The sequence below is a fragment of the Peribacillus sp. NJ4 genome, from assembly GCF_030348345.1.
Classification (GTDB): domain Bacteria; phylum Bacillota; class Bacilli; order Bacillales; family DSM-1321; genus Peribacillus.
The window spans coordinates 3,171,384-3,197,181 of the sequence record NZ_JAUCFQ010000001.1 but is presented as its reverse complement, the minus strand read 5'-3'; the positions used below and the strand labels follow the sequence as shown (position 1 = coordinate 3,197,181).

Genomic DNA, 25,798 nt, shown 5'->3' with positions numbered 1-25,798 from the left:
TACAAAGTCGCAAGTTTAACTTGAACCAACATATAGAATGAAAATTAAAGTCGTTGATTCCTTATCATAGGAATCAACGACTTTTTTTATCAGCAAAAAAAGGTTTAGTATATGTTTTTGCCGGTTTATTGATATTACATCTATGTACATAATCTTCTGTTTAATCAAAGATAATATTAGAAGTAAACATCAATGATATTCAAGATAAATGAAAAAATACATAAACATATGTTAGGTTAGCTAACAATTGTATTGTCGAAATAAAAAAAACATGCTAGAATAAGAATATTCCGAAATATGAAACACAAATTCCGAATTTCGGAATTTAATGAAAGTGAAATACTTATTTTTTTATCTACATATTTATAGTTTTTTTTGTTCGAAATTTCTGTAAATAGGAGGAGTCTACAATGAATACAGTTGATTTGAATTGTGATTTAGGAGAGAGTTTTGGCACATATCGAATTGGAAATGATGCAGAGATTTTGGATTATGTAACATCTGTCAATGTTGCTTGTGGATTTCATGCGGGCGATCCGACCGTTATGAGAAAAACGGTTCAACTTGCTTTAGAGAAAGATGTAAAAATTGGTGCCCACCCTGGATTACAAGATTTAATAGGTTTTGGCCGCCGCAATATTAATATTTCACCACAGGAAGCTTATGATATTGTTGTCTATCAAATTGGTGCATTAAATGGCTTTTTGCAATCTGAAGGCGGGAATATGCAACATGTTAAACCACATGGTGCTTTGTACAATATGGCGGCAAAGAATAAAGAGTTGTCTCTTGCCATAGCTGAAGCTGTATACAAAATTAATCCTGAGCTCATTTTATTTGGCTTGTCGGGCAGTGAATTAATACGTGCTGGACAGACCATTGGATTACAAACGGCTAGTGAAGTGTTTGCAGATCGGACATATCAACAAGATGGTTCATTGACTTCTCGTATGAAAGCGCATGCAATGATAGAAAATGATGATGATGCTGTTGCACAAGTAATTCGAATGGTTAAAGAAGGAAAGGTTTTGTCACAGCAAGGAACTGATGTGACTTTAAAGGCAGATACAATTTGTATTCATGGGGACGGAGCACATGCTTTAACCTTTGCTCGTCATGTAAAAAAATCCTTAGAAATATCTGAAATTACAGTTAAGTCTATTTCTAAATAAAATCACAAACATCTAGGAGGCAGATTCCATTGGAGCAAATCAAGAATTCAACTGACCCGAAAAAAAATCATTCTAAGCCAAAAACTAACAGGACCTTATTGCTAGGTGCAGCATTTCTTATGGCAACATCAGCCATAGGACCAGGTTTTTTAATGCAGACAACTGTTTATACCCAAAGTCTTGCAGCAAGTTTTGGGTTTGTTATCCTTATTTCAGTTATTCTTGATATTTTTGCACAAACAAATGTATGGCGCATTATTGCTGTATCTGAAAAACGAGGACAAGAGATTGCAAACATGGTTCTTCCAGGACTAGGTTATGTTCTAGCGGCACTCATAGTTATGGGGGGGCTAGCATTTAATATAGGGAACATCGCAGGAGCTGGACTTGGTCTAAATGCGATGATTGGAATTTCCCCTACAACTGGAGCAGCAATTAGTGCAGTTATTGCAGTATTAATATTTGTAGTAAAAGAAGCAGGAAAAGCCATGGACCGCTTTACACAAATTGCAGGCATTTTTATGATCTGCTTGATGATATATGTTGCATGGACAACTGCTCCTCCAGTTGGAGAAGCAGTAGTGAAGACATTTGCACCTGATAAGATTGATATTATCGCAATCGTTACATTAGTTGGAGGATCTGTAGGTGGCTATATTACATTTGCTGGCGGTCATCGTCTATTGGATGCAGGAGTGAAAGGTGTCGGAGCACTGCCACAAGTAACAAAGAGTTCAGTAATGGGTATTTTAATAACCACAGTTATGCGAGTTGCATTATTTTTAGCAGTTCTAGGTGTTGTATCTAAAGGCTTGCAAATTGATTCAGAAAACCCTGCGGCATCCGTTTTTCAACTTGCTGCTGGAAATGTAGGTTATAAAATGTTTGGTATTGTCATGTGGGCTGCAGCAATCACATCAGTAGTTGGTGCTGCATATACTTCCGTTTCGTTTATCAGAACATTCAGCGAAAAAATAAATAAAAAGGCTAACTGGATTATCATTGGCTTTATAGTCGTATCGACCATTTGCTTTCTATTAATTGGTCAACCGGTTAAAGTACTACTTGTAGTAGGGGCAATTAATGGTCTGATTTTACCAATTGCACTTGGTACACTTTTAATTGCGGCATATAAGAAGAATATTGTGGGTGATTATAAACATCCTTTATGGTTGACGATTTCAGGTGTATTTGTGGTAATCGTCATGGCGTTAATGGGCGTATATACATTAATGAAACAACTGCCCGCTCTTTTTTAATGATACATCAATAAAACGGGGTGGAAGTGGCGTGCGAGTTTGTCACTGACTCCCAGTTCTTAATAGGAGATGAATATTAATGAACGATCTTTCTCAAGCTACCCCGGCTGAATTGCGCGCAATGATCCGCAACAATGAATTGATTAAGCCAACTGCTGGAATGGCAAACGGATATGCACAAGCAAACTTGGCCATCTTAAAAAAAGAGCATGCTTTTGATTTTTTATTGTTTTGTCAGCGTAATCCTAAGTCTTGTCCACTTCTAGACGTAACAGAAATTGGTTCTCCTATTCCTAAATTTGCTGCTCAGTCTGGTGATATACGTACAGATATTCCAAAATACCGGATATATAAATATGGTGAATTAATGGAAGAAGTAACGGATATTTCAGATTATTGGGAAGATGATATGGTTGGGTTTTTAATCGGTTGCAGCTTTACATTTGAACATGCCCTTTTAAACAACGATATTTCCATTCGTCATATTGAAGAGAACTGTAATGTACCGATGTATAAAACGAATATTTCATGTGTTGAAGCAGGGATATTTCACGGGAAAATGGTAGCGAGCATGCGTCCGATTCCTCAGAAAGATGTGGTGCGAGCGGCTCAAGTTACATCGCGTTTTCCTGCTGTTCATGGTGGTCCAATCCATATTGGAGATCCGGAGGCGATTGGTGTTTCTAACATACAGCAACCTGATTTTGGTGATGCAGTAACGATACGTGAAGGAGAAGTGCCGGTCTTCTGGGCTTGTGGAGTAACGCCTCAATCAATCGCAATGGAAACAAAACCGGCGATTATGATTACGCATGCACCAGGACATATGTTTATAACGGATATCCGTGATGAAAAATTAGGCGTTTTATAATATTACTAACAGAAAGAGTTGAGCTCTATGCCGGAAAAGCTTTTGAATAAAACTACATGCATACTGTCTCCCTTAGGCGATTCCGCAATCGTGATTACATTTGGGAATGAAATTAAATACGACATTCACAAAAAAATTAAAATGTTTATGGATTTGCTTGAAGATGAACCTTTTGTTGGATTTATAGAATGTGTGCCGGCTTTTACAAATTTGACAGTTTTTTATGATCCTCTATTTATCTATAAGAAACAAAAACAAAGCAATAATGATGAATTTATTTCTCCATATGAAGTGGTTCGTTCTATCATGGAAAGGAAACTACAGTGGTTAAAAGAAGATAAAAAGCTGACACATCGAACTGTTTCTATTCCTGTATGTTATGGGGGGGAATATGGCCCGGATTTGGAATATGTAGCTCGTTATAATAATTTAACTACTGATGAAGTAATCCATATTCATTCAAATGGTGAGTACTTAGCCTATATGATTGGATTTGCTCCAGGTTTTCCGTTTCTCGGTGGACTATCAGAAAAAATTGCAACACCTAGACGATCTTCTCCTAGAATGTCCATACCAACAGGAGCAGTTGGAATTGCAGGTATGCAAACGGGTGTATATCCAATATCTACGCCTGGAGGGTGGCAATTAATTGGACAAACGCCAACCAAACTATTCTTACCAGATGTAAATCCTCCAAGTCTATTACAAGCAGGAGACATTGTGAAATTCCATCCAATTTCTAATCAAGAGTATAATGAAATTATTCTTAAGGAGGGGTTACAGTGAGCCTGCGTGTAATCAAACCGGGATTATTAACTAGTATTCAGGATCTTGGAAGAAAAGGGTTTCAGCAACATGGAGTGATTGTAAGCGGCGCAATGGATGCATATTCCCTACGAATTGCCAATATGTTAGTTGGCAATAAAGAAGGTGAAGCGGCCATGGAAATTACGTTAATGGGTCCGACTCTTAAAATAGAAAAAAATTGCTTGATCGCGATAACAGGTGGAAATTTATCACCTACTATTGACAGTCAAGCTGTTCCAATGTGGAAGCCTGTTTATGTAAAAAAAGGCTCTATTCTTCGATTCGCGGGATGTAAAACAGGTTGTAGGACTTATTTGTCTGTAGCGGGAGGATACGCTATTTCTACAGTTATGAATAGTAAAAGTACATATCTAAGAGGGGAAATTGGGGGCTATAAGGGAAGAGCATTAAAAGTAGATGATGTTGTGGATTTTAATGAAACTTCTACGATTCTAGATAAACGGGAGTTTAAAGAAGCGTTTATCGCTCCAAAGTGGTTTGTCAATGAAAAGGAGTTTATGCCAAGTCGCATGCCAGTTATTCGTTTCATAGATGGAAGCCAGTATGATTATTTTACGGACTCTAGTAAAGTTAGTTTTGCAGAGAATTTGTTTAAAGTTTCTAACCAATCTGATCGTATGGGCTATAGAATATCAGGTCCTTTGTTAGAGTTACAGGATAAACGGGAGCTATTGTCTGAAGCAGTAACTAACGGGTCTGTTCAAGTTCCTCCTGATGGAAACCCTATCATTCTTCTTGCGGATAGCCAAACAACGGGAGGGTATCCTAAGATAGCTCAAGTGATTACTGCAGATTTACCATTAATTGCTCAGGTCAAACCAGGGGAAGCTATTCAATTTTCAAGAGTAACCTTAAAAGAAGCGGAGCAGCATTTCCTTCAAAAAGAACAACAATTAAAAGATTTAAAGGTTTCGATTTCATTAGCTCTAAAAAACATCATGTAATATAGTTACTTCATCAAGAACTAACAAAAGGAAGAGAGTACTCTTATTAAAAGGGTACTTTCTTTTTTTGTTAATACATAATAAGTGAAAGATGGAGCCTCTATTTATTTTCTTTATTCAAGGGAGTTTTTCAAATAAATTGTTGCTTTATTTTACCTTAATACTTGATGGCTGATGTGACTCCAACAAGTATTAAGGTAATGACTGTATCAAGAATTACTTTATCTTGCGTTTAAGTTTAGTATTAACCGTTGAATTTCTATGTGGATTTTTATCGCCCTATCTGATTAAATGTTTCGATCTATCAGAATTCTCTATCCCACTTTTACTATGTATGTGCAGTTCTTCTTTCAGTCAATAAAAATCTTGAATACTAATATCTTTTTGTGAGATTATGTCTCAATAATTTCACCTCTATGTACTTATTTTCATTAAAAAACATTTGTTTTCGGTAATCGATTTTATCATATGCAAAGACTGCAAAAACAACAAACATCCATTTATCAGACTAACCTCTAGAAAAACTTCCATCAGCATTTCCTCCATTGCAAAATAAAATATAAAAACTGGAAAAGAGAAAACTTGAACATTGAAATATAGTACAGGCAGTTCTGCACATCAGAACTGTTTTTTTATTTTAAAAGATAGGGGAATTTTCCCCTTAGGATAGGGAAGTTCCCCGATATAGAACAATCGGGGAAGACCTTACAATAAGGGTATGGTAATTGTTTGTGATAAGGAGGAATAGTAATGCAGGCAAAAGTCGCAGTAAATCAAAAAACAGGAAAATCGATTGATGATGCTTTTGCATCACATTTTGCCAAGTCTATGTTTCTAGCAGTTTGCGGACTTGTTTTTTTATCGTTTATTGGTACGAGAATGTTTACACATGTAGATTTAAACCTTTATGGATATATGGTGGGGACGTTTATTTTTATTGGGGGTTTCTTTTACAGATTTATCGCATGGGGAGAAAGGCCGCCAACAAAGGTTTTTATAAAGAAAGGAATCAAGATTCTATTTAGAAAATCAACGCCTAAAACTACAGTTGAACATTTAGCAACATACAATTTCATCTGGAACAGGGGAATTTACCGATGGACTCAGCACGTTCTAATGGGCTGGGGATGCATTCTTTCCTGCTTCGTGACATTTCCCCTCGTATTTGGATGGATGTACTTCACCATGGACGACAACGGTTACTACAACATCATCGCAATGGGGATCCAGGTAATGACAGTACCAGCTAATGGGATCATTGCGTACATATCATATAATGCTCTGAACATTACTGCTGTAATGGTCATTGCCGGAGTATGCATGGCTCTTTACCGCCGCTTGAAAAATATGCAGGCAAGAGCAGAACAACAATTCATGTATGACTTCCTTCCATTATTCATGCTGTTATTGGTCAGCGTTACAGGATTGGCATTAACGTTCATGAACATCTTTTTGCACGGTGCAGGACAGCCAGCCATGTCCCTGATTCACCAGTGGTCAGTCATTATTACACTGATTTATCTTCCGTTCGGAAAACTTGCTCACATACCTTTCCGCCCACTGAGTGTATTTGCCAGAAACTACAGAGAGCATTATGCGGAACAATCCATGAAAGAATGCAAAGTTTGCGGTAATGAGTTTGTTTCAACAGAACAATCAAAAGATGTCATAGAGGTTCTCGGTAAGAATGATATAGAATTCCAAACGAAGGATGGCCACCACCTCGCTGAAATGTGCCTTCCTTGTCGAAGAAAATACCGGATTGCCCAATTTTCCGGGTTTCCCAGCCATGAGGTAAAAGTTAAGGAGGCAAACCAGAATGCAAAAGGATAAGTTTTTCAAAGAAGAAAAGAATGTGATACACCCTAATGAAACATTGGTCAAAACCCATTGTGCTTATTGCGGAATGCAGTGCGGAATGAATTTAAGGGTAAATAGAGCGACAAATAAAATCATTGGGGTTGAACCACGTTATGACTGGCCCGTAACTGTTGGGAAAATGTGTCCAAAAGGGGTTACAGCTTACCAGCAGACGAACCATGATGATCGCATTTTAACACCGCTTATTCGTGATGATGCATCATTAAAGGGAACAAAGGAAGGCTTCCGAGAAGCGAGCTGGGATGAAGCATATGATTTAATCGCGAAAAAATTCAGTGAGCTTCAAAAAAAATATGGAAAAGATTCATTATCCGTTTTCAGCGGCGTATCAATGACGAATGAAAAATGTTATTTAACAGGGAAATTTGCACGTGTGGCTCTTGGCACGCGCTACATTGACTATAATGGCCGATTCTGCATGTCTAGTGCGGCCGGGGGATTCCTTCGTTCTTTCGGCGTAGATAGAGGTTCAACATTACCTTGGACAGATATTCATGAAACTGATTGCTTATTTCTTGCAGGAAGCAACACAGCAGAATGCCATCCAACTTCTATGTTCAGAGTCTGGAACGTTCAAGAAAGAGGCGGTTACATTATCGTGGCGGATCCCCGCGAAACGCCTGTTGCGAGAAGAGCGGATGTTCATCTTGACTTGAAACCGGGAACGGACCTTGCCCTTGCTAATGGAATCTTAAATGAATTAATTCAAAATGGTTATGCTGATGAAGAATTTATTAATAATCATACAAATGGATTTGAAGAAACAAAAGAGCTTGTAAAAGATTTTACGCCGGAATATACGAGTGAGCTTACAGGTGTTGCACCGGAAAAGATCATTCGCGCAGCAGAGATTTATGGAAGATCACCGAATGCAGTTGTCATGTTTGCCCGTGGAATTGAACAGCAGCATAAGGGCGTTGACAATGTATCTGGATATACAAACATGGCGCTTGTAACAGGTAAGATTGGCCGTCCGAAGTCTGGGGTAGCAACTTTCACTGGTCAAGGAAACGGACAGGGTGGACGCGAGCATGGTCAGAAAGCGGATTTATTGCCAGGATACCGGAAAATTACGAATCCTGAACATGTGGAAGAAGTTTGTAACGTATGGAATATCACTCCGGAAGAAATGCCTAAGCCTGGTGTTTCGGCTTATGAAATGTTTGAACTGATGGAGCAAAAAACGATTCGCGGATTATATCTGCTATGTTCTAATCCTGCAGTATCTGCGCCTAACCTGAATTTTGTCAGAAGAGCGATGAAAAACCTGGATTTTATGCTGTGTTCGGATTTCTATCTTTCTGAATCAGCAGAGTTTGCGGATGTGATCCTGCCGTCCGTAACGTGGTCAGAAGATGAAGGAACAGTTACAAACCTTGAAGGGCGAATTATTAAGATAAATAAGGCACAAGAACCAATCGGAAAATCTAAGCCCGATTGGCAAATACAAGTAGAGCTTGCAGAACGTCTTGGGAGAGGAAGATATTTTTCCCATTTGAAAACTGCAAAAGATGTGGCAGATGAATTCAGACTGGCCAGTAAAGGCGGAAATGCCGATTATTACGGCGCCACATGGGATAAGATTGACAAACAGGACGGGGTATTTTGGCCGTGTAAGGATGCAAATGACAAGGGAACGCCGCATATGTTCTTGGATAAAAAATTCTATCACGCAGACGGTAAAGCGAAAATTTGTGCACTTCCTTACCGTCCCCCTGCTGAGGAGCCAGATGAAAAATATCCGCTTCGTTTAACAACTGGACGTGTCGTTTACCACTATCTATCAGGGAACCAGACGAGAAGAATTCAGTTCCTTCGTGATATGTGTCCGGAACCTTACGTGGAAGTACATCCGGATACAGCAAAAAAATACAATATGGACCATGAGGATAAGGTCCGCCTGTATACCCGAAGAGGTGAGGCAATCTATAAAGTGAAAATTACAGAAGCAATTCGTGAAGACACTGTATTTGTTCCATACCACTTTGGGCACGAGCAATCTATCAATCTATTAACCATTGCAGCGCTTGATCCAATGTCCCGTATGCCGGAATTTAAGGTCTGTGCAGCCCAAATGGAAAAAGTCGAAATAAAGAAGGTGCAATAAATGAAAAAGAGGCTCTACTTAGAACTTGAAAACTGCATAGGATGCAGGTCATGTCTAGCGGCTTGTACACAATGCGGAGGGCATGAAGAGCGGAACAGAAACTATGTATATGATGTAAACCCTCTGGTCAATCGGCAAACGATGCCTCTTATGTGCCTTCATTGCGTAAATCCTGCCTGTGCAAGGAGTTGTCCGGCCCAGGCAATCCAAATCCATGAGACAGGGGCCGTGTTATCAGCACTCGTTGAAAAATGTATCGGCTGCCAAAATTGTACGATTGCTTGCCCATATGGAATACCGAAATTTGACACTGAACAAAACTTAATGTACAAATGCGATTTATGTATCGACCGGACAAAAGACAGTATCCCGCCAATGTGTGCAAGTGTTTGCCCATCCAATACACTTCAATGGTTGACAGATGAAGAAATTGAAAATAAGAGAAAACAATTTAATCTAGATAATGGAAAATGGGTGACTAGCCTTCCTTATCTTGAAAGTGAAACGAACGTTAAGGTAAATCTCCCAGGTATTTTACAGGGGATAACCAAGCTATATTAGGAGGGATTAAGATGCCGTCAGATAAAAATAATAAAATTCCCTTTAATGAAGATAATTACACTCATAATATTGAACGGAATAATGAAAGAAAGCTTGACAGACGTGGGTTCATGAAAACATTGGTGGGCGCTGCTGGCGTATTCGCCATTTCCTCCCTCCCTTGGGGGGCGGTAGCGGCTAAAGAATTGATGGGGCTTGGGGAGAAGGAGTATCCTCACAAAAAAATCACAGATGTAAGCAAACTTGCAATTGGTGACGCAAAGAATTTTAAATTTCCAGGTGATCATGATGATGCCATTTTGATCAGATTGTCAGAAAAGAAATACGTAGCATACCAAAATGCATGCACACATCTTCGCTGCCCAGTTTTCTGGGTGAAGGAAGAGGGCGAGATGATCTGCCCTTGCCATCATGGGAAATTTGATGTTGAAACAGGCGTTCCGACTGCAGGGCCGCCAAGAAGGCCGCTGCCTGAGATTCAGGTGAAAGTGGAAAATGGGGCGGTATACGCAGTAAGGGTGAAGCGTTATGAAGTTTAAGTTTATCGGTGTCGCGTTGCTTTGTGCCTTCTTGATGATGAATATTGTATTCACCCAATTCATGGTTCACCAATTTTATTATGAAAATTATATAAATGTTCTAATATTTGGTGGATTGAACATTGTTGTGTTTCCCTTAGGGTTATTTACGTATAAAAAAACTAAATACGAAAAGGCGTGAATCAAATGAACAGTGAAACTTACATTGATTTATGTTTTGTAAAAGTAGCATCCGTAAACTTTTCTTCTGAAATCGATAAGCTCCTTTCAGACCTATTTAAAGGCTCCCGCCTTAACTGGTATTTGGATGAAAAGTCAATAGATGGGATAGATATTGTAGTTGCAGAAGTAAAGGGAATGAGTGGTTGGGAATCTGAAGAAGAAACAATTGAATTTATCGAGAATCATGCAGATGATAGATTATGGGAATATTTGCATGGTTATCAAGTATATGTATACAGTGCAAAGAGAGGGTGCAATACATGTGGAACACATTAAATTGGAAGGTTTACAATCATTAGTCTCGGAAAAAGCTAGAGTGGCAATCTTGGATGATGGTGGGCAGGATAAAGCGCACTTTGTTTCTAAAACGATTGTTAAGGTGGAGATTTGTCCTGACATGACACATCTACGGATATATTTTGATCACCATAATTTTTTCGCTGTCCCTTTGGCATGCAATATGGCTAAAAACAAAAATGAGTGGTCAGCTTTTGACGAAAGCACAGGGTTACAATATGTAATTAGAAGAGAGTGTGATCAGAATGATTAGGAAAATACAGCTTCCATTACAGACTTTAAACTTAGTAGTAGGATTTATGGTGTGGGTATTAATTTCTTCCCTGATGCCTTTTATTAAAGAAGATATTGCTATCCCTGAAGGCCAGCTTGCACTGGTGACAGCCGTTCCGGTTATTTTGGGATCAGTACTTCGTATCCCCCTTGGCTTTTACGCCAATCAGTTCGGGGCAAGGAAAATTTTCCTGATTAGCTTTATTTTACTATTGTTCCCTGTTTATTATATCAGTATCGCCGATTCCCTTGCCGACTTATTGATTGGAGGACTTTTCCTTGGTATTGGAGGAGCCGTATTCTCTGTTGGAGTAACCTCTTTACCTAAGTATTATCCAAAGGAGCGTCATGGCTTTGTAAACGGCATTTACGGTGCAGGGAACCTTGGAACGGCAGTATCGGCTTTTGCTGCACCTGTTGTAGCTGAGAATTTTGGCTGGTCAACAACTGTACAGCTTTATCTTGTGATTTTGGCTGTCTTTATCGCAGGTAACTTTCTGTTAGGGGATAAAAAAGAGCTGAAAGTAAAAACACCGCTTTTAGAACAAGTGAAGAGTGTCTACAAAAATGAAAAACTATGGCTGCTAAGTTTATTCTACTTTATTACATTCGGTTCTTTTGTTGCATTTACTATCTATCTGCCAAATTTTCTTGTAGCGAACTTTGGTTTGGATAAAGTTGACGCCGGTTTGAGGACAGCAGGCTTTATTGTTCTTGCTACCCTAATGAGACCAATTGGCGGATGGCTTGCAGATCGCTTTCATTCCCTCATTCTGCTCATGTTCGTTTTCGGAGTGTATACGGTTTCAGCGATGATTCTATCCTTTGCTCCATCGATTGGCTGGTACACTTTTGGTTGTTTGAGTATTGCCCTCTGTGCGGGAATGGGAAATGGTGTCATTTTTAAACTGGTGCCCATGTATTTTCAAAAGCAGGCTGGTATTGTGAATGGTATTGTTTCCGCAATGGGCGGTTTGGGAGGTTTTTTTCCGCCATTAATTTTATCCTTGTTATTCAATATCACAGGACATTATGCAATCGGGTTCATGGCATTGTCAGAAGTTGCCCTTGCAAGTTTGATTTTAGTTGTCTGGGCTTGCCAAAGAAGTGATTGATCATACAATAGAAGGGATTCTTATTACCGATACCACCGGCAAAATCATTTCAGTAAACCCTTCGTTTTGCAGTATTACGGGTTATCAGGAAAATGAAGTAATAGGGAAGAACCCTAGTATACTTAAGTCAGGCAGACAGCCTCAAACTTTTTATGAGGATTTGTGGAAATCCATTGAGATAAACGGGTTCTGGCAAGGTGAAATCTGGAATAGCCGAAAGGATGGACAGCAATATCTACAATGGCTGACCATTAGTTCGATAAAGAATGATGCGGGGGATGTCGTTCAATATGCAGGAATGTTTAGTGACATTTCAAGTCATAGAGTGAAAAAGGCATAAAATGAACTGCGTGCATGAAATCATTGGATTTGAAGGCTGAATTGGAGTTTTCAAGAACGAGAAATTTTAATTGCTAAGTTTCCGGTGGGAGAGAAGGTATACGTCAGTGTTTTAACCGCTAGACCGAAAGTGTAATTGGGAGAGTATGTCATATTTTGAATGGCCAATAATCAGCGACAATCGAAGAAGGAGGGTGGGAATGAATACTAAGCCACTCAAAAACAACCTCAGTTCTTATATCATACAAACACATGAAGAAGAGATTAAAAGAATTGCCATGGAGCTTCATGAAGGTGTGGGGCAGTCCCTTTCCAGTCTCTTTTCTGGAATGCAGCTCATTGAATCGGCAATCGAACAGCCTGCCATGAAAAGCTATGCAGGTGATATGAATCAGTTATTGGAAAAGGCCATTCAAGAAATCAGGCTTTTGGCTGTAGAATTGCATCCTCCTACCCTTACAACTCTTGGGCTTATTTCAGCTATAAAAAGCTACATAAAATTATACACTTCAACCTACGGCCTTGAGGTTGAGCTGGAGAACCATGGTATTGAATCGCAAATCTCTGATAGAGAAAGCATTACACTTTTCAGGGTCTGCCAAGAAGCATTGGTGAATATAGCAAGGTATGCTGACACAACGAAGGCATGTATGATATTTAAATGGGAAAAAAGCAGGTTATTGGTTTTGATTAAAGATTCAGGGAAAGGGTTTGAGGTTGAAGCCGCTATGAATAAGTTGAGCGGGCTTGCTGCCATGTGTGAAAGAATGCATTTGATCGGCGGAAATTGTACCATTGTTTCGAAAATAGATGACGGGACATCTATAGAGATTTCTCTGCCATTATATTAAAATGCTAAACAAGGGGTTTGCGAATTTTGCAATCCCCATTGTTGTTTCATATTCATTAATAACGATAGAAATACGAACAAATCTAAGGGGGAGCCGCTTTGATAAAAATTTTGCTTTGCGATGATCACGCCGTTGTAAGAATGGGCTTAAAGATGCTATTAAACAATCATGCGGATATGGAAGTGATAGGGGAAGCTTCAGAGGGGAACGAGGGAATACAACGAGCACTAGAGCTTCAGCCTAATGTGGTAGTCATGGATTTAAGCATGCCTCATGGGAAAGATGGCTTATCGGCGACTTCCGAACTAAAAAAACTAATGCCTGAGGTAGCCATATTAATACTTACCATGCATGATGATGATGAATATTTGTTCAGAACTATTCAAGCGGGGGCTTCAGGCTGTATTTTAAAAAGTGCACCACATGAAGAATTATTGGTAGCCATCCGATCTTTAGCGAACGGAAATGCGTACCTTCATCCATCTGCAACAAAAAGGGTAATGGAAGAATACTTAGGCAGTGTGAAGCAGGGGGCAGCAGATTCTTTCAATCTGTTGTCTGACCGGGAAAAAGAGGTACTGACCTTGATAGCGAAAGGGTTTTCAAACAAAGAGATTGCCGGACAGCTTGTCATAAGCGTGAAAACGGTTGAAAGCCATAAAGGAAACCTAATGGAAAAGCTCAAGATGAAAACAAGGCATGAACTTGTTGCATTCGCTTTAAAAAAGGGGTTATTAGGGTATGGAATTTAGCGGGGGCAGTAAATCGAAAGAGGATCAACCGTTTAAAGAAGCGTGTGAACATGCATTAGAAGAAATGAACTGTGACTTTGTAGGCCTTGCCTTACAAAACAGGAAAGGTCCTGACATAAGCTGGCATTATGCCGCTGGAAACAGAAATGATAAATACAAAAGGATAACTGTTCGATATGGAAAAGGAATAGCAGGTAAGGTCATATCAACGGGGAGGCCGATGAAAATCGAGGGTTTTCCAAATAATATTCACGGCAAAGCCTTAGAGTACCCCATCATGCTTGCGGAAAATCTCAATTGCGCTTTCGCAGTTCCCATTCATTTTAAAGGTGTTCCTAAAGGGGTATTATTAGTAGGTAAACGAACAGATCAGCCTATTTCTGAAAGTGACCAGCATACGATCCTTGATGCAGCGAAAAAATTGGAAAAGGAAATGAACAGCTCGATTTAACAAGGCAACAAGGAGGATTATGTATGGACTTGAATAAACATTTGGAAATGAAAAAAGGGATTTCTCCTGGATCTAGCGATGCGACAATCCTTGTCAATGAATCAGGAGTCATCTCTTTTGCGGATCAACAAGTATATGAAAACTTTGGTTATGAACATCAAGAATTGAATGGGGAAAAGCTCCTGAATCTTATACCAGGGGTAAACCTTCAGTCAAGTGGGGAAGGGGAAATTATCCACCATTTTGGAATTCACCAGGATGGTCATGCTTTTTCGCTTTTTTTCAGAGTGAACTCCTTTCAGCTTGCGAAAGAGCTCTATTATTTAATCGTGGTCCATAAAGTGAAAGACCAATCACGGATTAACCAGCAGCAAACCTATCCGATAAATGAGCTGGTTGATTTAATTTACGCACTTGATGAATCAACGATTGTTGCATTTACCGATGAAAAAGGCAAGATAATATACTTGAATAAGAAATTTTGTGAGGTATCCAAATATTCAGCAGCAGAGCTCATTGGGAAGGACCACCGAATTATTAATTCAGGTTTTCATTCAAAGGGATTTATGCAAGATCTTTGGCGAACAATTTCATCAGGAAGTGTATGGCGGGGTGAAATTAAGAACAAAGCGAAGGATGGAACCTATTATTGGGTGGATACCACAATTGTCCCTTTCTTAAATGAAGACGGGAACCCTTATAAATACTTGGCAATCCGGAAGGAAATAACCGAATATAAACGAGTTTTAGAGGAATTAGGAAAATCCGTTAATAAAATGGCCGATTTTCAATTTGCTTTGGATTCTTCCTCAATTGTGGCAATAACCGATCAAAGAGGGACGATCAAATATGTCAATGATCAATTTTGCCGGATCTCAAAGTTTTCAAAAGAAGAGCTGATCGGACAGGATCATCGAATTATTAACTCGGGCTTTCATTCGAGAGAGTTTTTCAACAATCTTTGGAAAACAATATCAGCAGGGGAAGTATGGAAAGGCGAGATTAAAAATAAGTCCAAAGATAGTACTTATTATTGGGTGGATACGACAATCGTTCCATTTCTTGATGAGTTCAATAAACCTTACCAATATTTGGCGATTCGTCATGAAGTGACCCAGCGTAAGCTTGCGGAAGAAGAGATTCAGAAAATGACCGGGAAAGTCATTGATGTGCAGGAAGAAGAAAGAAAACGCATTTCCCGAGAGCTTCATGATGATATCGGTCAAAACTTATACAGCCACCTCATAACGATTAACAGACTGCAGACTGAAATGGATCATCCCCTGTTAGATCAGATGCAGGATGAAGCGACCGAAATTATCGAAGCACTCCGGCATCTATCGTGGGAATTAAGGCCATCCGTACTGGATGATCTTGGTCTGTTCCCTGCCATTCGATCTTTATTGGTGCAATTTTCAGAGCATCATCATATCAAGGTCCATTTTGACTGCTATTTGAATTGCCGTCTGAATACAAACAAAGAAATTACCATTTACCGTATTATCCAAGAAGCATTAACAAATATTCGGAAATATGCTCAAACCGAAGAAGCTACAGTGACAATCCAGGAAATAGAGGAAGAAGTTCTAGTGGAAATTGAAGATAAAGGAAAAGGATTTGATATAGAAAAAGTTACCCGTGGGGTAGGTTTATTCAGTATGGAGGAAAGAGCCAGAGCTTCCGATGGCAACCTTATCCTTCATTCTGGTGAAGGGAAAGGGACAAAAGTAATGTTGAAAATGCCTTTGTGGTGAATGGATTTTTCGTAATTCTCAAGCAAATTAACTCGCTAACGCTGCAGCACCTCCCAAATCAGGCTCTTACTATGAGCTTGATTAGCCAATAGCCCATTGGTAATTCCAGTTTGCAATGCGTGGGGAAATCAAAACCTAAGGGTGATTCATATGCTTGGATGATGATGAAATGATTCGATCAGAATGAGAGTAAGTCAGAAAATCTAATGCGAAAGCATGGTCAGAGCATTTTCGAAAAAACCACATATGGAAACGGCTATACTACAATACATCCTTTCTTCCATGTTTTATAATAGAATGATAGTTAAGGAAAACATGTATCATGAAAGGAGAAATCATGCAGGCACATAACAAAACGGTCGTGAAATCCATGCAAATCCTAACCCTTTTCATAAATCATCCGAAACTGACCTTTAATGAAATGATGGAACTTTCCCATTTGCCGAAAACCTCGTTACACCGTATGGTGGGATCATTGGAAGAAATGGGATTTTTAACAAAGGACGATGATGGCCATTATTCACTTGGACTGATATTCTTGCAGTTTGGTCAACTGGTAGGGGAGCGTTTGGATATCAGGTCAATCGCTTATCCCATCATGAAAGACCTTCGGGATGATGTTGAAGAAGCAGTGAATTTAATTGTGAGGGATAAGGATGAAGCGATGTACATCGAAAAGGTGGACACCCTGCATCCTGTTCGGCTTTATACATCTATTGGAAGGCGTTCGCCATTGTACGCTGGTGACTCTCGAATCATTTTAGCAAATTTGCCAGAAGAAGAGCGTGAAAATTATTTGGGAAGTATTCAATTAAAACCAATCGCCATGGGAACGATAACGGATAAAACTAAACTCCGTAATGCTTTGGATGAAGCTAGAATGAATGGTTACACGATAACTTCATCAGAACTTGAAGATTATACAAAAGCGGTGAGTGCACCGATACTTAATGGCAAAGGTCAAATAGTAGCTGGTATTAGTGTGGCCGGTATTGAAGCAAGGTTTCAGGAAGATCGCCTGCCTGATTTGATTGACAAAGTAACGAATGCTGCCAAGGCAATTTCCATGAAACTTGGTTCTCAAGTTCATTAAGGAAAATAGAAAATGATTTTTTTCAAACTATCATCATTTACGAAATCGATTAGTTTACTTAATTAGGATGACTTACATATGATAGTAGACAAAAAAAGTAGGGGTCCCCGGTTTTAAAAAAAGGAATAATCTGCAAAGCCACCGGATTATGGTGGTTTTTTTGTCATTTTGACATGCTCAGTAGTAACGGTGTAATGATAGCAGCTTTATTAAGGAGGGGCTTATCATTAACCATTTCATGAACATAGGGAAGTGAAATTTAACTGACCCAAGACGCAAAGGTGAACCATCCGAGATGGTTCACCTTTGCTGATATCGCTATATTCAAGCTTTGGAATCTGGTTACACTTAAATGGATAATCGTTAGTTAGCCCCTAAATACGCACAAAGTCTGATTGATTTATATTTCTCGGCACGCCGATGTCAGCCATTGTAAGTAAACCTGGTTTACGGAGGGAATCAATTTGCTTTGCGGTATTGATAATCATTGCTGCGGTTGCGGTATCGCCAAAAATGCCGTTTGGGACAATCAACCTCTGGGTTTCGTTTCCCTCAATAACGATTTCATCTTCTTGCTTAATACCTGCAGACATCGTTAAATCCAGTGAAATTTCCTTTCCGTCCGTTGTCTTGCCCGTGGAAATTTGATGGAGCCCCTTAACATCCCCAGGTTTTAATGTAGTTAGGGGAACGGTAATATTTTCACTTGCAATCGTTGGTTCAATTATATTGATTACGCTTGAAAGTTTCCAATTGAGCCCATAAGCAATCAATCTTACAGACTCCTCAAGTCCTACATGACCAATTTTATCCTGTTCAGCTAAAAATTCAAACTCTTCTTTGGTCATACCGATTCCGACTTTTTTTTGTAGGGGAAGGCGCCTTTTGGATACATCCACTTTACGATTGACCCTGATTTTGTTAACCGTCGTCAATATTGTTGAAAAAGAAATGGCCATAGTATCCATTATGTAGCCTGGATTGATTCCGGTTCCAATGACACTAAGTCCTTTTGCTTTAGCGTAATCATCTATTTCCTTTGCCAGTACAGGGTAGCGATGCCAAGGGAAAGAAAGCTGCTCACAGGTGGAAACAACTGAAAAACCATGATCTAAAAGCTCTTTGATTTGTGGCCATACTTTTTGTGCGTTTGAACCGGTTGCATGAAGGGCAATAGGGTGGTCAGCTGCAGAATTCACTTCCTGTATGTGGGTTACTACACACTTGTTCGTTTCTTTTTCATTGATGAGTAAACCAATATCCTTACCTACCTTATCGGGATCAATATCGACAACGCCGATAATCGATTGTGGATTGGTTTGATAAGCGCTGCGTAGAATTTCAATACCAATGGGGCCGAGTCCGAATACTGTAAATTTAGAATATTGTTTAGCCATTCATCTCTCATCCTTTCAAATAACGTATAAGAAAAGGCTAACATTGATAGATAAATAATAAAAATAGTTAATTTTTATATATTTATAAATTATCGTTATAAAAGGAATGACAGTAATGAATGGGCGGATGTATGTAAAAGAGGCTTCAAAAGGTTTTATTAAGAAAAGTCCCAACTTTTTGTGCTGAACGAAGTGGCTATCGGTTGCAAGGGATTGAAGCAAAACAACCATTCCAAGGCGCGTCGGTATTCTAACCGAGCAAAGTAAAGAATTAATCCCTAAAAATTAAAATTCAGAGATATATTTAAACATTCCTTGTTTTCATGTAAGATAACTTTATAGATAAAAACTTCGGAACGTATCAAATTACATAGAAAGCTTGAGGAAAACATAAATTATGGATTTTGAAAAAAGCCTTGAGAAAAGATGGAGTAATCAACCAAACATAGGTTTAACAGCGTATTTAAAGAAAATGAAGGGTGAAGCTAGATCAAAAGATGATATTGATTATATTGATTCGTTTATTTCAGCTATAGGTGGGCTCATTACAATTATCATTATTAGTTTCATAGCTGTCTATTTAGGATATCCTATGGCATTAGCTCCGCTTGGGGCCAGCTGTGTAATTGTTTTTGGTGCCCATAATAGTCTCTTGTCCCAACCTCGTAATGTTATTGGAGGACATATAATCTCGACAACTTCAGCACTTATTATTTGGAGCATATTTGGCAAGAGCCTATTCATTATCGGTCTAGTGTTAGCTATAGTATTAATTATAATGACCCTTACAAAAACTGTACATCCTCCCGCAGCAGCAAGTGCCCTTGTGGCTGTCAATTCTCAAGCAGGGTGGGGATTCCTTCTATCGATTGTAATAGGTACCATATTATTAGTTTTAATATCGATGATTTATAATAACTTATTTCAAACTAGACAATATCCAAAACACTGGTTATGAAAAACTAATATGGTCTGTATTATTTAGATGATTAGAAATATATAATTATATATAAATCGGGAAGTGAGGGTGTATTTTGGCAAGGAGTTTCCGAAAGGACCTGTCTTGGGGAAAATACAACTGGAAGTTATAAAAAACTCAAAAACATTGATTATACTTAAATTAAATAAAAAAAATCCGACCAATATAGGTCGGATTTTTTTACTATTAGCAGAAGCCGCCATATCCATACTGGGCATGTGGGATTATCCGTTTACTTCGTAGTTAGCCGAAAAATGGTAATATTTATACAGATGGTAAATGATTCCATAGTACATGGAAATTCCAATTATTGTATGGTGAAGTCTAGAAGAAGGAAAGGAGAGAGGTTATTATTAAAAAATTATTAAATATTGGGATGGCAGTAACTCTTGTCTTTGGACTGTTTTTTGCGATTGCACCCATGAATAAAGCATATGCCCTGTCCCATGATAATACAAATCCTTATTCGACAGGCTGTGCGAATAAAAGTCCAATCACCTATGAAACAGAATATATCTATAAAAACGGTGTGAAAATTGGATATGTGCAGCTAAAAGGAAGTGCGTATTGTCATACTGCTTGGGGATACTTAAAGTTTTATTCGGCTGCTCCGTACGATTATTATGCAAATGTTTGGGTTGATAGTTTTAATGGCACGACTAAGAGAGCATATACAAGTTGTGCTAGTTCCGGTGGAAACGGTTGGATAATGAGAGGTCAGACGTCCTGTTATACTTCACAATTATGGAATTTAGATCCGTATAATGCTTTGGCCAAAGCAGGTATTTATTCTTCAACTGGGGCTCTAATTATTTCTGCGAACACCGGTCGTTATTAGTAGGTTATATAAGAAGAAATGCAATGAAACATATGGAGCAGGCGGAAACATGGGCCTCAGAAACAAATGGAAGTACGACAATTCTTCCTATACATCCGGCTCTAAAGCCTATATTTACGGTAAAGGAGATACATTAAGCGACCAATGCTTATATGCGAATTAAAATACAGGAAGGAACTATTCCTTCCTTCATATGAAAAACGTGTCCACAAATAGGCACGTTTTTATTTTTTGCGATCACGAGTTGTATGGATGGTTGTAAATCCGGTTACTCCTTGCCGCGTAGTGTTGGTGCGATCTTAGAATCCATAATCAATAATGGTGAAGACGGTATTGTTTCGTGTTGTTGTCAACGAAACAATACTTTTTTTGTTTTTTTCATATAAAACTATTTTTTTTATTGAAAAAATATTAACTGAATAATATTGACTATTTAGAAAATTCAATATAACATTAAATATTGGTAACAATGTTTTTTATATAAAACATGAAGTTGCTGCTATTTATTTTGAAAGGGGGAGTTGGATAAGTTTAATAGTATGAGAGGCATTATCTTATCACTAATGAAAGCGTATTCAAAAAAGTATTAAAAGGGGGTAATAACATGTTACAAGGTCAAAAAAGGTGGTTGTACATTGCGGTTCCTATTTTTTTCTTCTGGTTTTTCGGTCAGATTGATAAAGTGGGTATCTCTGTTATCCAAACTGATCCGGGATTTTTAAGTGACCTTGGTTTAACTGGCCCGGATAAAAATGCGAAAATTGGCTTAATCTCCTTTATATTCATGATTTCATACTCGTGTTCCAACATTTTTTGGGGGGTTATTATTGACAAGTTAGGGGCACGGAAAACAGCTGTTTTAGGTTTGCTGGTTTGGACAGCGACCATGGTTATGGGGGGGCTGTCTACTTCATATGAAATGTTTTTAATTAGTAGGGTCATCCTCGGAATTGGGGAAGGGATGATGATTCCGATATCGGGTAAATTTATTTCGAATTGGTTTCATAAACGAGAGCTTGGTCGGGCACAGTCATTCTGGATTACCGGCAACTATCTAGGCCCAGCAGTGGGTACTGTTATGCTCATTCTTATAATTTCAACTTTTCATTGGCAGGCTGCATTCTTTGTTCTCGCCGCCTTTAATTTATTCATTAATATTCCAATGTTCCTTTTCTTGACTCGCAATACGCCAGAAGAACATCCACGTCTCAGTAAAGAAGAGGTCTCCTACATTCGCCAAAAAGACGAAGCAAATGATGCGGAGCAGAAGCAATTCTTCGCTAAGGATTATCGTTATTGGATTGTCTGGTTTGGCAATTTGATGTCGTCCTTTCTATTCTTTGGAATCAGCATTTGGCTGCCAACCTATCTCGTCGAAGCCAAAGGATTTGAAAGAGAAGCAATGACGGGGATTACTTCATTATCGTGGCTATTTGCTCTTGGATTTGTCCTGGCCGGTGGATTTCTGGCGGACAAAACGAAACGCCCGAGTTTGCTAGCGACGATTCTTTTCATATTAACAGCTGTATTTTTGACAATTGCCGTTATTGCACCAAATCCTATTGTCGCAGGCGTTTCTATGGGACTCGCTATGGGAACCCAGGGAGGAATGTTTCATCTGACCAATTTTTTCATCATCAAATTTTCGACACCTGAAACAGTTGGCCGCGCAGCCGGTTTAATGGGTTTCACAAATATTATGGGTGGTTTTTCAAGCTATATTATGGGGTGGAGTCGCGATTTGTCTGGCGGTGATTTTGGTCCTTCCATCGGCATGCTGATTGTGGCAGCTATGCTTGGGTTTGTGGCTTACTTGTTTATGATTAAAAGAGAGGCTGCTGAATATCACCTAAGTAATACGACCGGAAATAAAGTAACTTTTTAATTGGATGGATCAAGGGACAGCAGCGACACGATTGGCAGAAACAGCGCAAATGTTGTGAAAGTACATGCGCAGACACCCGCCGTAAAAGAAGAACCGAATGTGGTATAGCCTGTCTCAGTTCAAGTGGAATTGGTGTTCAATAAACCGTAGTTAGAAATGGTTTCTCAGTAAGAAGGGGCGCCGGATTCTTACTGAGAAGCCATATAAGTCTTAAAGATAGAGTGCCAATGGGTTGATATATTTTTAGACTCACGAGTGAAAGAACAAGTTGAGTATTATAAATGTGTAAATCATCTTTTGTTGACTATAAAAAAACAGAGCGTTAAAACCAATACACTTTTCCTTTTTTATAACTTACATTGACAATAAAGCGATTACATTTTAAAATTGTTAATATATAAAAAACAATGTTTTGTATGTGAAACAACTCGGTTTGTGAGGTTTAATTTATTGAGGATATTTAAAGTGGCAAAAGAAACCTTTTAGAATAAGGAATTTGTGTCTCGCTTACAAGACCGTACACTTAATTCTGTAAAAAGGTTTTATAGATTTGCCTCCGCCAAAAACAAATAAGGGGGACTGATTGCATGCCTTATGTACAAGTTGAAGATTTAAGTATTCATTATCAAATAGAAGGTAATGGAGAACCTTTAGTATTGTTGCATGGTATGAGTAATAATTCTCAGTCATGGATGGAACAAATTCATGATTTAAAGGAACATTTCACGGTAATTGCATGGGATGCTCCGGGTTATGGGAAAAGTTCAGATCCGGCAGAAGAATTTAGAAATTTTAAAGAGTTTGCACGTATTCTGAACGGCATGCTTGATCAGCTAAAGTTGGAAAAAATCCATCTGCTCGGCCATTCAATGGGAGCAGCAATTGCGATAGAGTTCTGTAGCCTGTACCCTAATAAGATTAATAAACTTATATTAGCCGATTCGACAAGAGGGGCTGCTGCCCTAACCCCAGAAGAAAACGAGATGAAATTGAAAAATCGATTATTTTCAATTGAAAACCTTTCTCCTGGGGAGATAGCGGAAAAAAGGATACAAGCATTGCTATCTTCCTATGCATCAGAAAAAGTCCATAAGCGCGTAAAAGAGATTATGACACAGGTAAGGCCGGCAGGATATCGTTCGGTAGCATATTCACTTTATCATCTAAATCAAATGAATTTGTTATCTCATATAGATGTTCCCGTTCTTATTATTTGTGGTGAGTTGGATACTGTAACTCCTATAAAGGAGTCGGAAGCAATTCATGAAAAATTAATGAACTCCCAGCTAGTTATAATTCCAGAAGGCGGTCATCTGTGTTATCAAGAAAATCCAGAGAAGTTTAACTCAAGCATTCTAGAATTTTTGAACAAAAGTGAATAAGGAAAAAAACAAGCTTAGATTAAAGAGGGGAATGATAGTGAAAATGGCTAAATATACAATCGTGGATAAAGAAACTTGTATTGCTTGCGGAGCATGTGGTGCTACAGCTCCGGAGATTTATGATTACGATGATGAAGGTATAGCGTTTGTTATATTGGATAATAATGATGGGGCAGCAATCATACCTGATGAACTCGAGGAGGATATGCTGGATGCTTCAGAAGGATGTCCGACCGAATCTATTAAAATAGCTCAAGTGTCCTTTGATGGTAATCCTAATAAATTTGAATAACATTTCTAGATAAGATGGTTGCAATTATAGATTTATAGATTTTTTTAACTATGGAGATAACATCTCTAGTTTGGTTTAAAGGGTGGAAATTCAACATTTATTATTTTTTGGAACGGGGAAATGGAAGGGTTACTTGTACAGGTCTATCCCTTAATGGGTCTAAGTTCAGTATGATCAACCAACAACATGAAGAACAAGGAGTGATTAATTTGACAGAAGAAAAGAAGGTTTATGACATAACAATTATTGGCGGCGGCCCAGTTGGCTTGTTTACGGCGTTTTATGGGGGAATGAGGCAAGCAAAGGTGAAAATCATTGAGAGTCTTCCTCAATTGGGAGGACAGCTCACGGCTCTTTACCCCGAAAAGTTCATCTATGATATAGCTGGATTTCCAAAAGTAAGGGCTCAGGAATTGATAGATAATTTAAAAGAACAAATGAAAGTATTCAAACCAACAATTTGTCTTGAAGAAGCAGTTGAGCAGATGGAAAAGCAAGCTGATGGAACATTTAAGATCACTACAAACCTCGATACTCATTTCTCTAAATCAGTAATTATTACTGCTGGGAATGGAGCTTTTCAGCCCCGCAAACTAGAATTGGAAGATTCAACACAGTTCGAAAATAAGAATTTGCATTATTTCGTGAATGATATGAACCAATTTAAAGGAAGAAAAGTTGCGATTCTAGGCGGTGGAGATTCTGCAGTTGATTGGGCCCTTATGTTAGAGCCCATTGCTGAAAAAGTAACATTGATACACAGAAGAGAAAAATTTCGTGCCCATGAACATAGTGTAGAACAATTAGTGAATTCCTCTGTTGAGGTCAAAACACCATATATTCCCTCCGAACTGGTAGGGTCGGATCAGATTACTCAAATTGTTTTGGAACACGTAAAGACTCAACAAAAAGAAGTGGTGGACGTAGATGATTTAATTATTAATTACGGCTTTGTCTCTTCTCTTGGCGCGATTAAAGAATGGGATCTAAACATCAATAAAAATGCAATTATCGTTAATTCCAAACAAGAAACGAATATTTCAGGCATTTATGCAGCCGGGGATATTTGTACGTATGATGGCAAGGTTAAATTGATTGCTTCTGGATTTGGTGAAGGTCCTACGGCTGTCAATAATGCTAAAGCCTACATTGATCCCAAAGCGAAAGTTCAGCCGATGCATAGTACTTCCTTATTTAATTAACCTGAAAAGGGAATATAAAGATTTAATAAATTTAATATAGGAAGGTACTAATTGGTAACAGCTTATATAAATAATAATCAGTCCAATTGCCTTCATTATAGGTCCTGCTTACATAAACGCTACGTCAAGACGAATATTACATTCAAAGCTACACATTCAAAAATAAAAGTCGAATTTCTTCAAAGATAGGAATTCGACTTTTTAGATCGTTTAAGTAAGGTCCCCCATAGCGATTCTTCACAATATGTTTCTTCGTAAGTAAAAAATAGTATTGAATAGGCTATTAATAGAAAATAACTATAGGTTCCTATATAACGAAATCCCTACTTGTTCTGCCACGACTTAGGGTGGGTCAGCTATCGTAGGATTCCACTACCCCTGCGTTAGCTGATCCAAAGAATTTAAGAATAACCTCTTTATTTAATCCTTGATTTTTTCCTACGTTTATATTCACATCTCCTTTTAATTCTTCAATGACAAATTCCAGGAAAGCGATATCTTATCAATATGTTTT

Annotated in this window: 26 protein-coding genes; 25 read left to right on the top strand and 1 reads right to left on the bottom strand. The window is 38.5% G+C overall.

Going from position 1 to position 25,798, the window contains the following annotated elements; all coding sequences use genetic code 11:
• Positions 1 to 410: 410 nt before the first annotated feature.
• From pxpA to QUF94_RS15805, 19 genes are all read left to right on the top strand, one after another.
• Positions 411 to 1,172: a 5-oxoprolinase subunit PxpA gene (pxpA, locus tag QUF94_RS15890; RefSeq protein ID WP_289316707.1), complete on the top strand. Its 762-nt coding sequence runs from the start codon at positions 411 to 413 to the stop codon at positions 1,170 to 1,172.
• 119 nt (positions 1,173 to 1,291) lie between these two features.
• The gene (locus QUF94_RS15885; RefSeq protein WP_289318402.1) at positions 1,292 to 2,431 is read left to right on the top strand and encodes an NRAMP family divalent metal transporter; all 1,140 of its coding nucleotides are present in this window, start codon (positions 1,292 to 1,294) and stop codon (positions 2,429 to 2,431) included.
• Between the two features lie 79 nt (positions 2,432 to 2,510).
• Complete coding sequence (locus QUF94_RS15880; RefSeq protein WP_289316706.1) at positions 2,511 to 3,302, top strand: putative hydro-lyase; 792 nt, start codon at positions 2,511 to 2,513, stop codon at positions 3,300 to 3,302.
• Positions 3,303 to 3,329: 27 nt separating this feature from the next.
• On the top strand, positions 3,330 to 4,088 hold the full coding sequence (pxpB, locus tag QUF94_RS15875) for a 5-oxoprolinase subunit PxpB (protein ID WP_289316705.1): 759 nt from the start codon (positions 3,330 to 3,332) through the stop codon (positions 4,086 to 4,088).
• Positions 4,085 to 5,074 carry a 5-oxoprolinase subunit C family protein gene (locus QUF94_RS15870; protein WP_289316704.1) on the top strand — a complete coding sequence of 330 codons (990 nt, stop codon included), beginning with the start codon at positions 4,085 to 4,087 and terminating at the stop codon, positions 5,072 to 5,074. The genes pxpB and QUF94_RS15870 overlap by 4 nt, the downstream gene beginning before the upstream one ends.
• Positions 5,075 to 5,824: 750 nt before the next feature.
• A complete protein-coding gene (locus QUF94_RS15865) occupies positions 5,825 to 6,907 on the top strand; it encodes a hypothetical protein (protein ID WP_289316703.1) in 1,083 nt (360 codons plus the stop codon).
• Positions 6,894 to 9,062 (top strand): molybdopterin oxidoreductase family protein, encoded by a 2,169-nt coding sequence (locus QUF94_RS15860; RefSeq protein ID WP_289316702.1) that lies wholly within the window; start codon positions 6,894 to 6,896, stop codon positions 9,060 to 9,062. Before QUF94_RS15865 ends, QUF94_RS15860 begins: the two co-directional genes overlap by 14 nt.
• Positions 9,063 to 9,623 (top strand): 4Fe-4S dicluster domain-containing protein, encoded by a 561-nt coding sequence (locus tag QUF94_RS15855; RefSeq protein WP_061462858.1) that lies wholly within the window; start codon positions 9,063 to 9,065, stop codon positions 9,621 to 9,623.
• Positions 9,624 to 9,634: 11 nt separating this feature from the next.
• A complete protein-coding gene (locus QUF94_RS15850) occupies positions 9,635 to 10,162 on the top strand; it encodes a QcrA and Rieske domain-containing protein (RefSeq protein ID WP_098371811.1) in 528 nt (175 codons plus the stop codon).
• The gene (locus tag QUF94_RS15845; RefSeq protein WP_289316701.1) at positions 10,152 to 10,343 is read left to right on the top strand and encodes a hypothetical protein; all 192 of its coding nucleotides are present in this window, start codon (positions 10,152 to 10,154) and stop codon (positions 10,341 to 10,343) included. The genes QUF94_RS15850 and QUF94_RS15845 overlap by 11 nt, the downstream gene beginning before the upstream one ends.
• Positions 10,344 to 10,348: 5 nt before the next feature.
• Positions 10,349 to 10,660, top strand: a complete 312-nt coding sequence (locus QUF94_RS15840) for a hypothetical protein (RefSeq protein ID WP_289316700.1) — start codon at positions 10,349 to 10,351, stop codon at positions 10,658 to 10,660.
• Positions 10,647 to 10,934: a hypothetical protein gene (locus tag QUF94_RS15835; RefSeq protein ID WP_289316699.1), complete on the top strand. Its 288-nt coding sequence runs from the start codon at positions 10,647 to 10,649 to the stop codon at positions 10,932 to 10,934. The genes QUF94_RS15840 and QUF94_RS15835 overlap by 14 nt, the downstream gene beginning before the upstream one ends.
• Positions 10,927 to 12,069 (top strand): nitrate/nitrite transporter, encoded by a 1,143-nt coding sequence (locus QUF94_RS15830; protein WP_353957790.1) that lies wholly within the window; start codon positions 10,927 to 10,929, stop codon positions 12,067 to 12,069. Before QUF94_RS15835 ends, QUF94_RS15830 begins: the two co-directional genes overlap by 8 nt.
• Positions 12,062 to 12,409, top strand: a complete 348-nt coding sequence (locus QUF94_RS28840) for a PAS domain-containing protein (protein ID WP_353957789.1) — start codon at positions 12,062 to 12,064, stop codon at positions 12,407 to 12,409. Before QUF94_RS15830 ends, QUF94_RS28840 begins: the two co-directional genes overlap by 8 nt.
• A gap of 199 nt (positions 12,410 to 12,608) precedes the next feature.
• Positions 12,609 to 13,259 carry a sensor histidine kinase gene (locus QUF94_RS15825; RefSeq protein ID WP_289316698.1) on the top strand — a complete coding sequence of 217 codons (651 nt, stop codon included), beginning with the start codon at positions 12,609 to 12,611 and terminating at the stop codon, positions 13,257 to 13,259.
• 98 nt (positions 13,260 to 13,357) lie between these two features.
• On the top strand, positions 13,358 to 14,011 hold the full coding sequence (locus QUF94_RS15820; protein WP_098371816.1) for a response regulator transcription factor: 654 nt from the start codon (positions 13,358 to 13,360) through the stop codon (positions 14,009 to 14,011).
• Positions 14,001 to 14,462: a GAF domain-containing protein gene (locus tag QUF94_RS15815; RefSeq protein ID WP_289316697.1), complete on the top strand. Its 462-nt coding sequence runs from the start codon at positions 14,001 to 14,003 to the stop codon at positions 14,460 to 14,462. The genes QUF94_RS15820 and QUF94_RS15815 overlap by 11 nt, the downstream gene beginning before the upstream one ends.
• A gap of 23 nt (positions 14,463 to 14,485) precedes the next feature.
• On the top strand, positions 14,486 to 16,216 hold the full coding sequence (locus tag QUF94_RS15810; RefSeq protein WP_289316696.1) for a sensor histidine kinase: 1,731 nt from the start codon (positions 14,486 to 14,488) through the stop codon (positions 16,214 to 16,216).
• A gap of 337 nt (positions 16,217 to 16,553) precedes the next feature.
• On the top strand, positions 16,554 to 17,309 hold the full coding sequence (locus tag QUF94_RS15805; protein ID WP_289318401.1) for an IclR family transcriptional regulator: 756 nt from the start codon (positions 16,554 to 16,556) through the stop codon (positions 17,307 to 17,309).
• 374 nt (positions 17,310 to 17,683) lie between these two features.
• Here QUF94_RS15805 and QUF94_RS15800 read toward each other — a convergent pair whose 3' ends face one another.
• Positions 17,684 to 18,706, bottom strand: a complete 1,023-nt coding sequence (locus QUF94_RS15800) for an NAD(P)H-dependent amine dehydrogenase family protein (RefSeq protein WP_289316695.1) — start codon at positions 18,704 to 18,706, stop codon at positions 17,684 to 17,686.
• A gap of 397 nt (positions 18,707 to 19,103) precedes the next feature.
• On the opposite strand from QUF94_RS15800, the gene QUF94_RS15795 reads away from it, so the two are divergent.
• From QUF94_RS15795 to QUF94_RS15770, 6 genes are all read left to right on the top strand, one after another.
• Positions 19,104 to 19,664, top strand: a complete 561-nt coding sequence (locus tag QUF94_RS15795) for an HPP family protein (RefSeq protein ID WP_289316694.1) — start codon at positions 19,104 to 19,106, stop codon at positions 19,662 to 19,664.
• Between the two features lie 397 nt (positions 19,665 to 20,061).
• Positions 20,062 to 20,523: a DUF2690 domain-containing protein gene (locus QUF94_RS15790; protein WP_289316693.1), complete on the top strand. Its 462-nt coding sequence runs from the start codon at positions 20,062 to 20,064 to the stop codon at positions 20,521 to 20,523.
• Between the two features lie 604 nt (positions 20,524 to 21,127).
• The gene (locus tag QUF94_RS15785; RefSeq protein ID WP_289316692.1) at positions 21,128 to 22,408 is read left to right on the top strand and encodes an MFS transporter; all 1,281 of its coding nucleotides are present in this window, start codon (positions 21,128 to 21,130) and stop codon (positions 22,406 to 22,408) included.
• 587 nt (positions 22,409 to 22,995) lie between these two features.
• A complete protein-coding gene (locus tag QUF94_RS15780) occupies positions 22,996 to 23,790 on the top strand; it encodes an alpha/beta fold hydrolase (protein ID WP_289316691.1) in 795 nt (264 codons plus the stop codon).
• Positions 23,791 to 23,833: 43 nt separating this feature from the next.
• Complete coding sequence (locus tag QUF94_RS15775) at positions 23,834 to 24,082, top strand: ferredoxin (protein ID WP_289316690.1); 249 nt, start codon at positions 23,834 to 23,836, stop codon at positions 24,080 to 24,082.
• A gap of 209 nt (positions 24,083 to 24,291) precedes the next feature.
• Positions 24,292 to 25,284 (top strand): NAD(P)/FAD-dependent oxidoreductase, encoded by a 993-nt coding sequence (locus tag QUF94_RS15770; protein WP_289316689.1) that lies wholly within the window; start codon positions 24,292 to 24,294, stop codon positions 25,282 to 25,284.
• Positions 25,285 to 25,798: the final 514 nt, after the last annotated feature.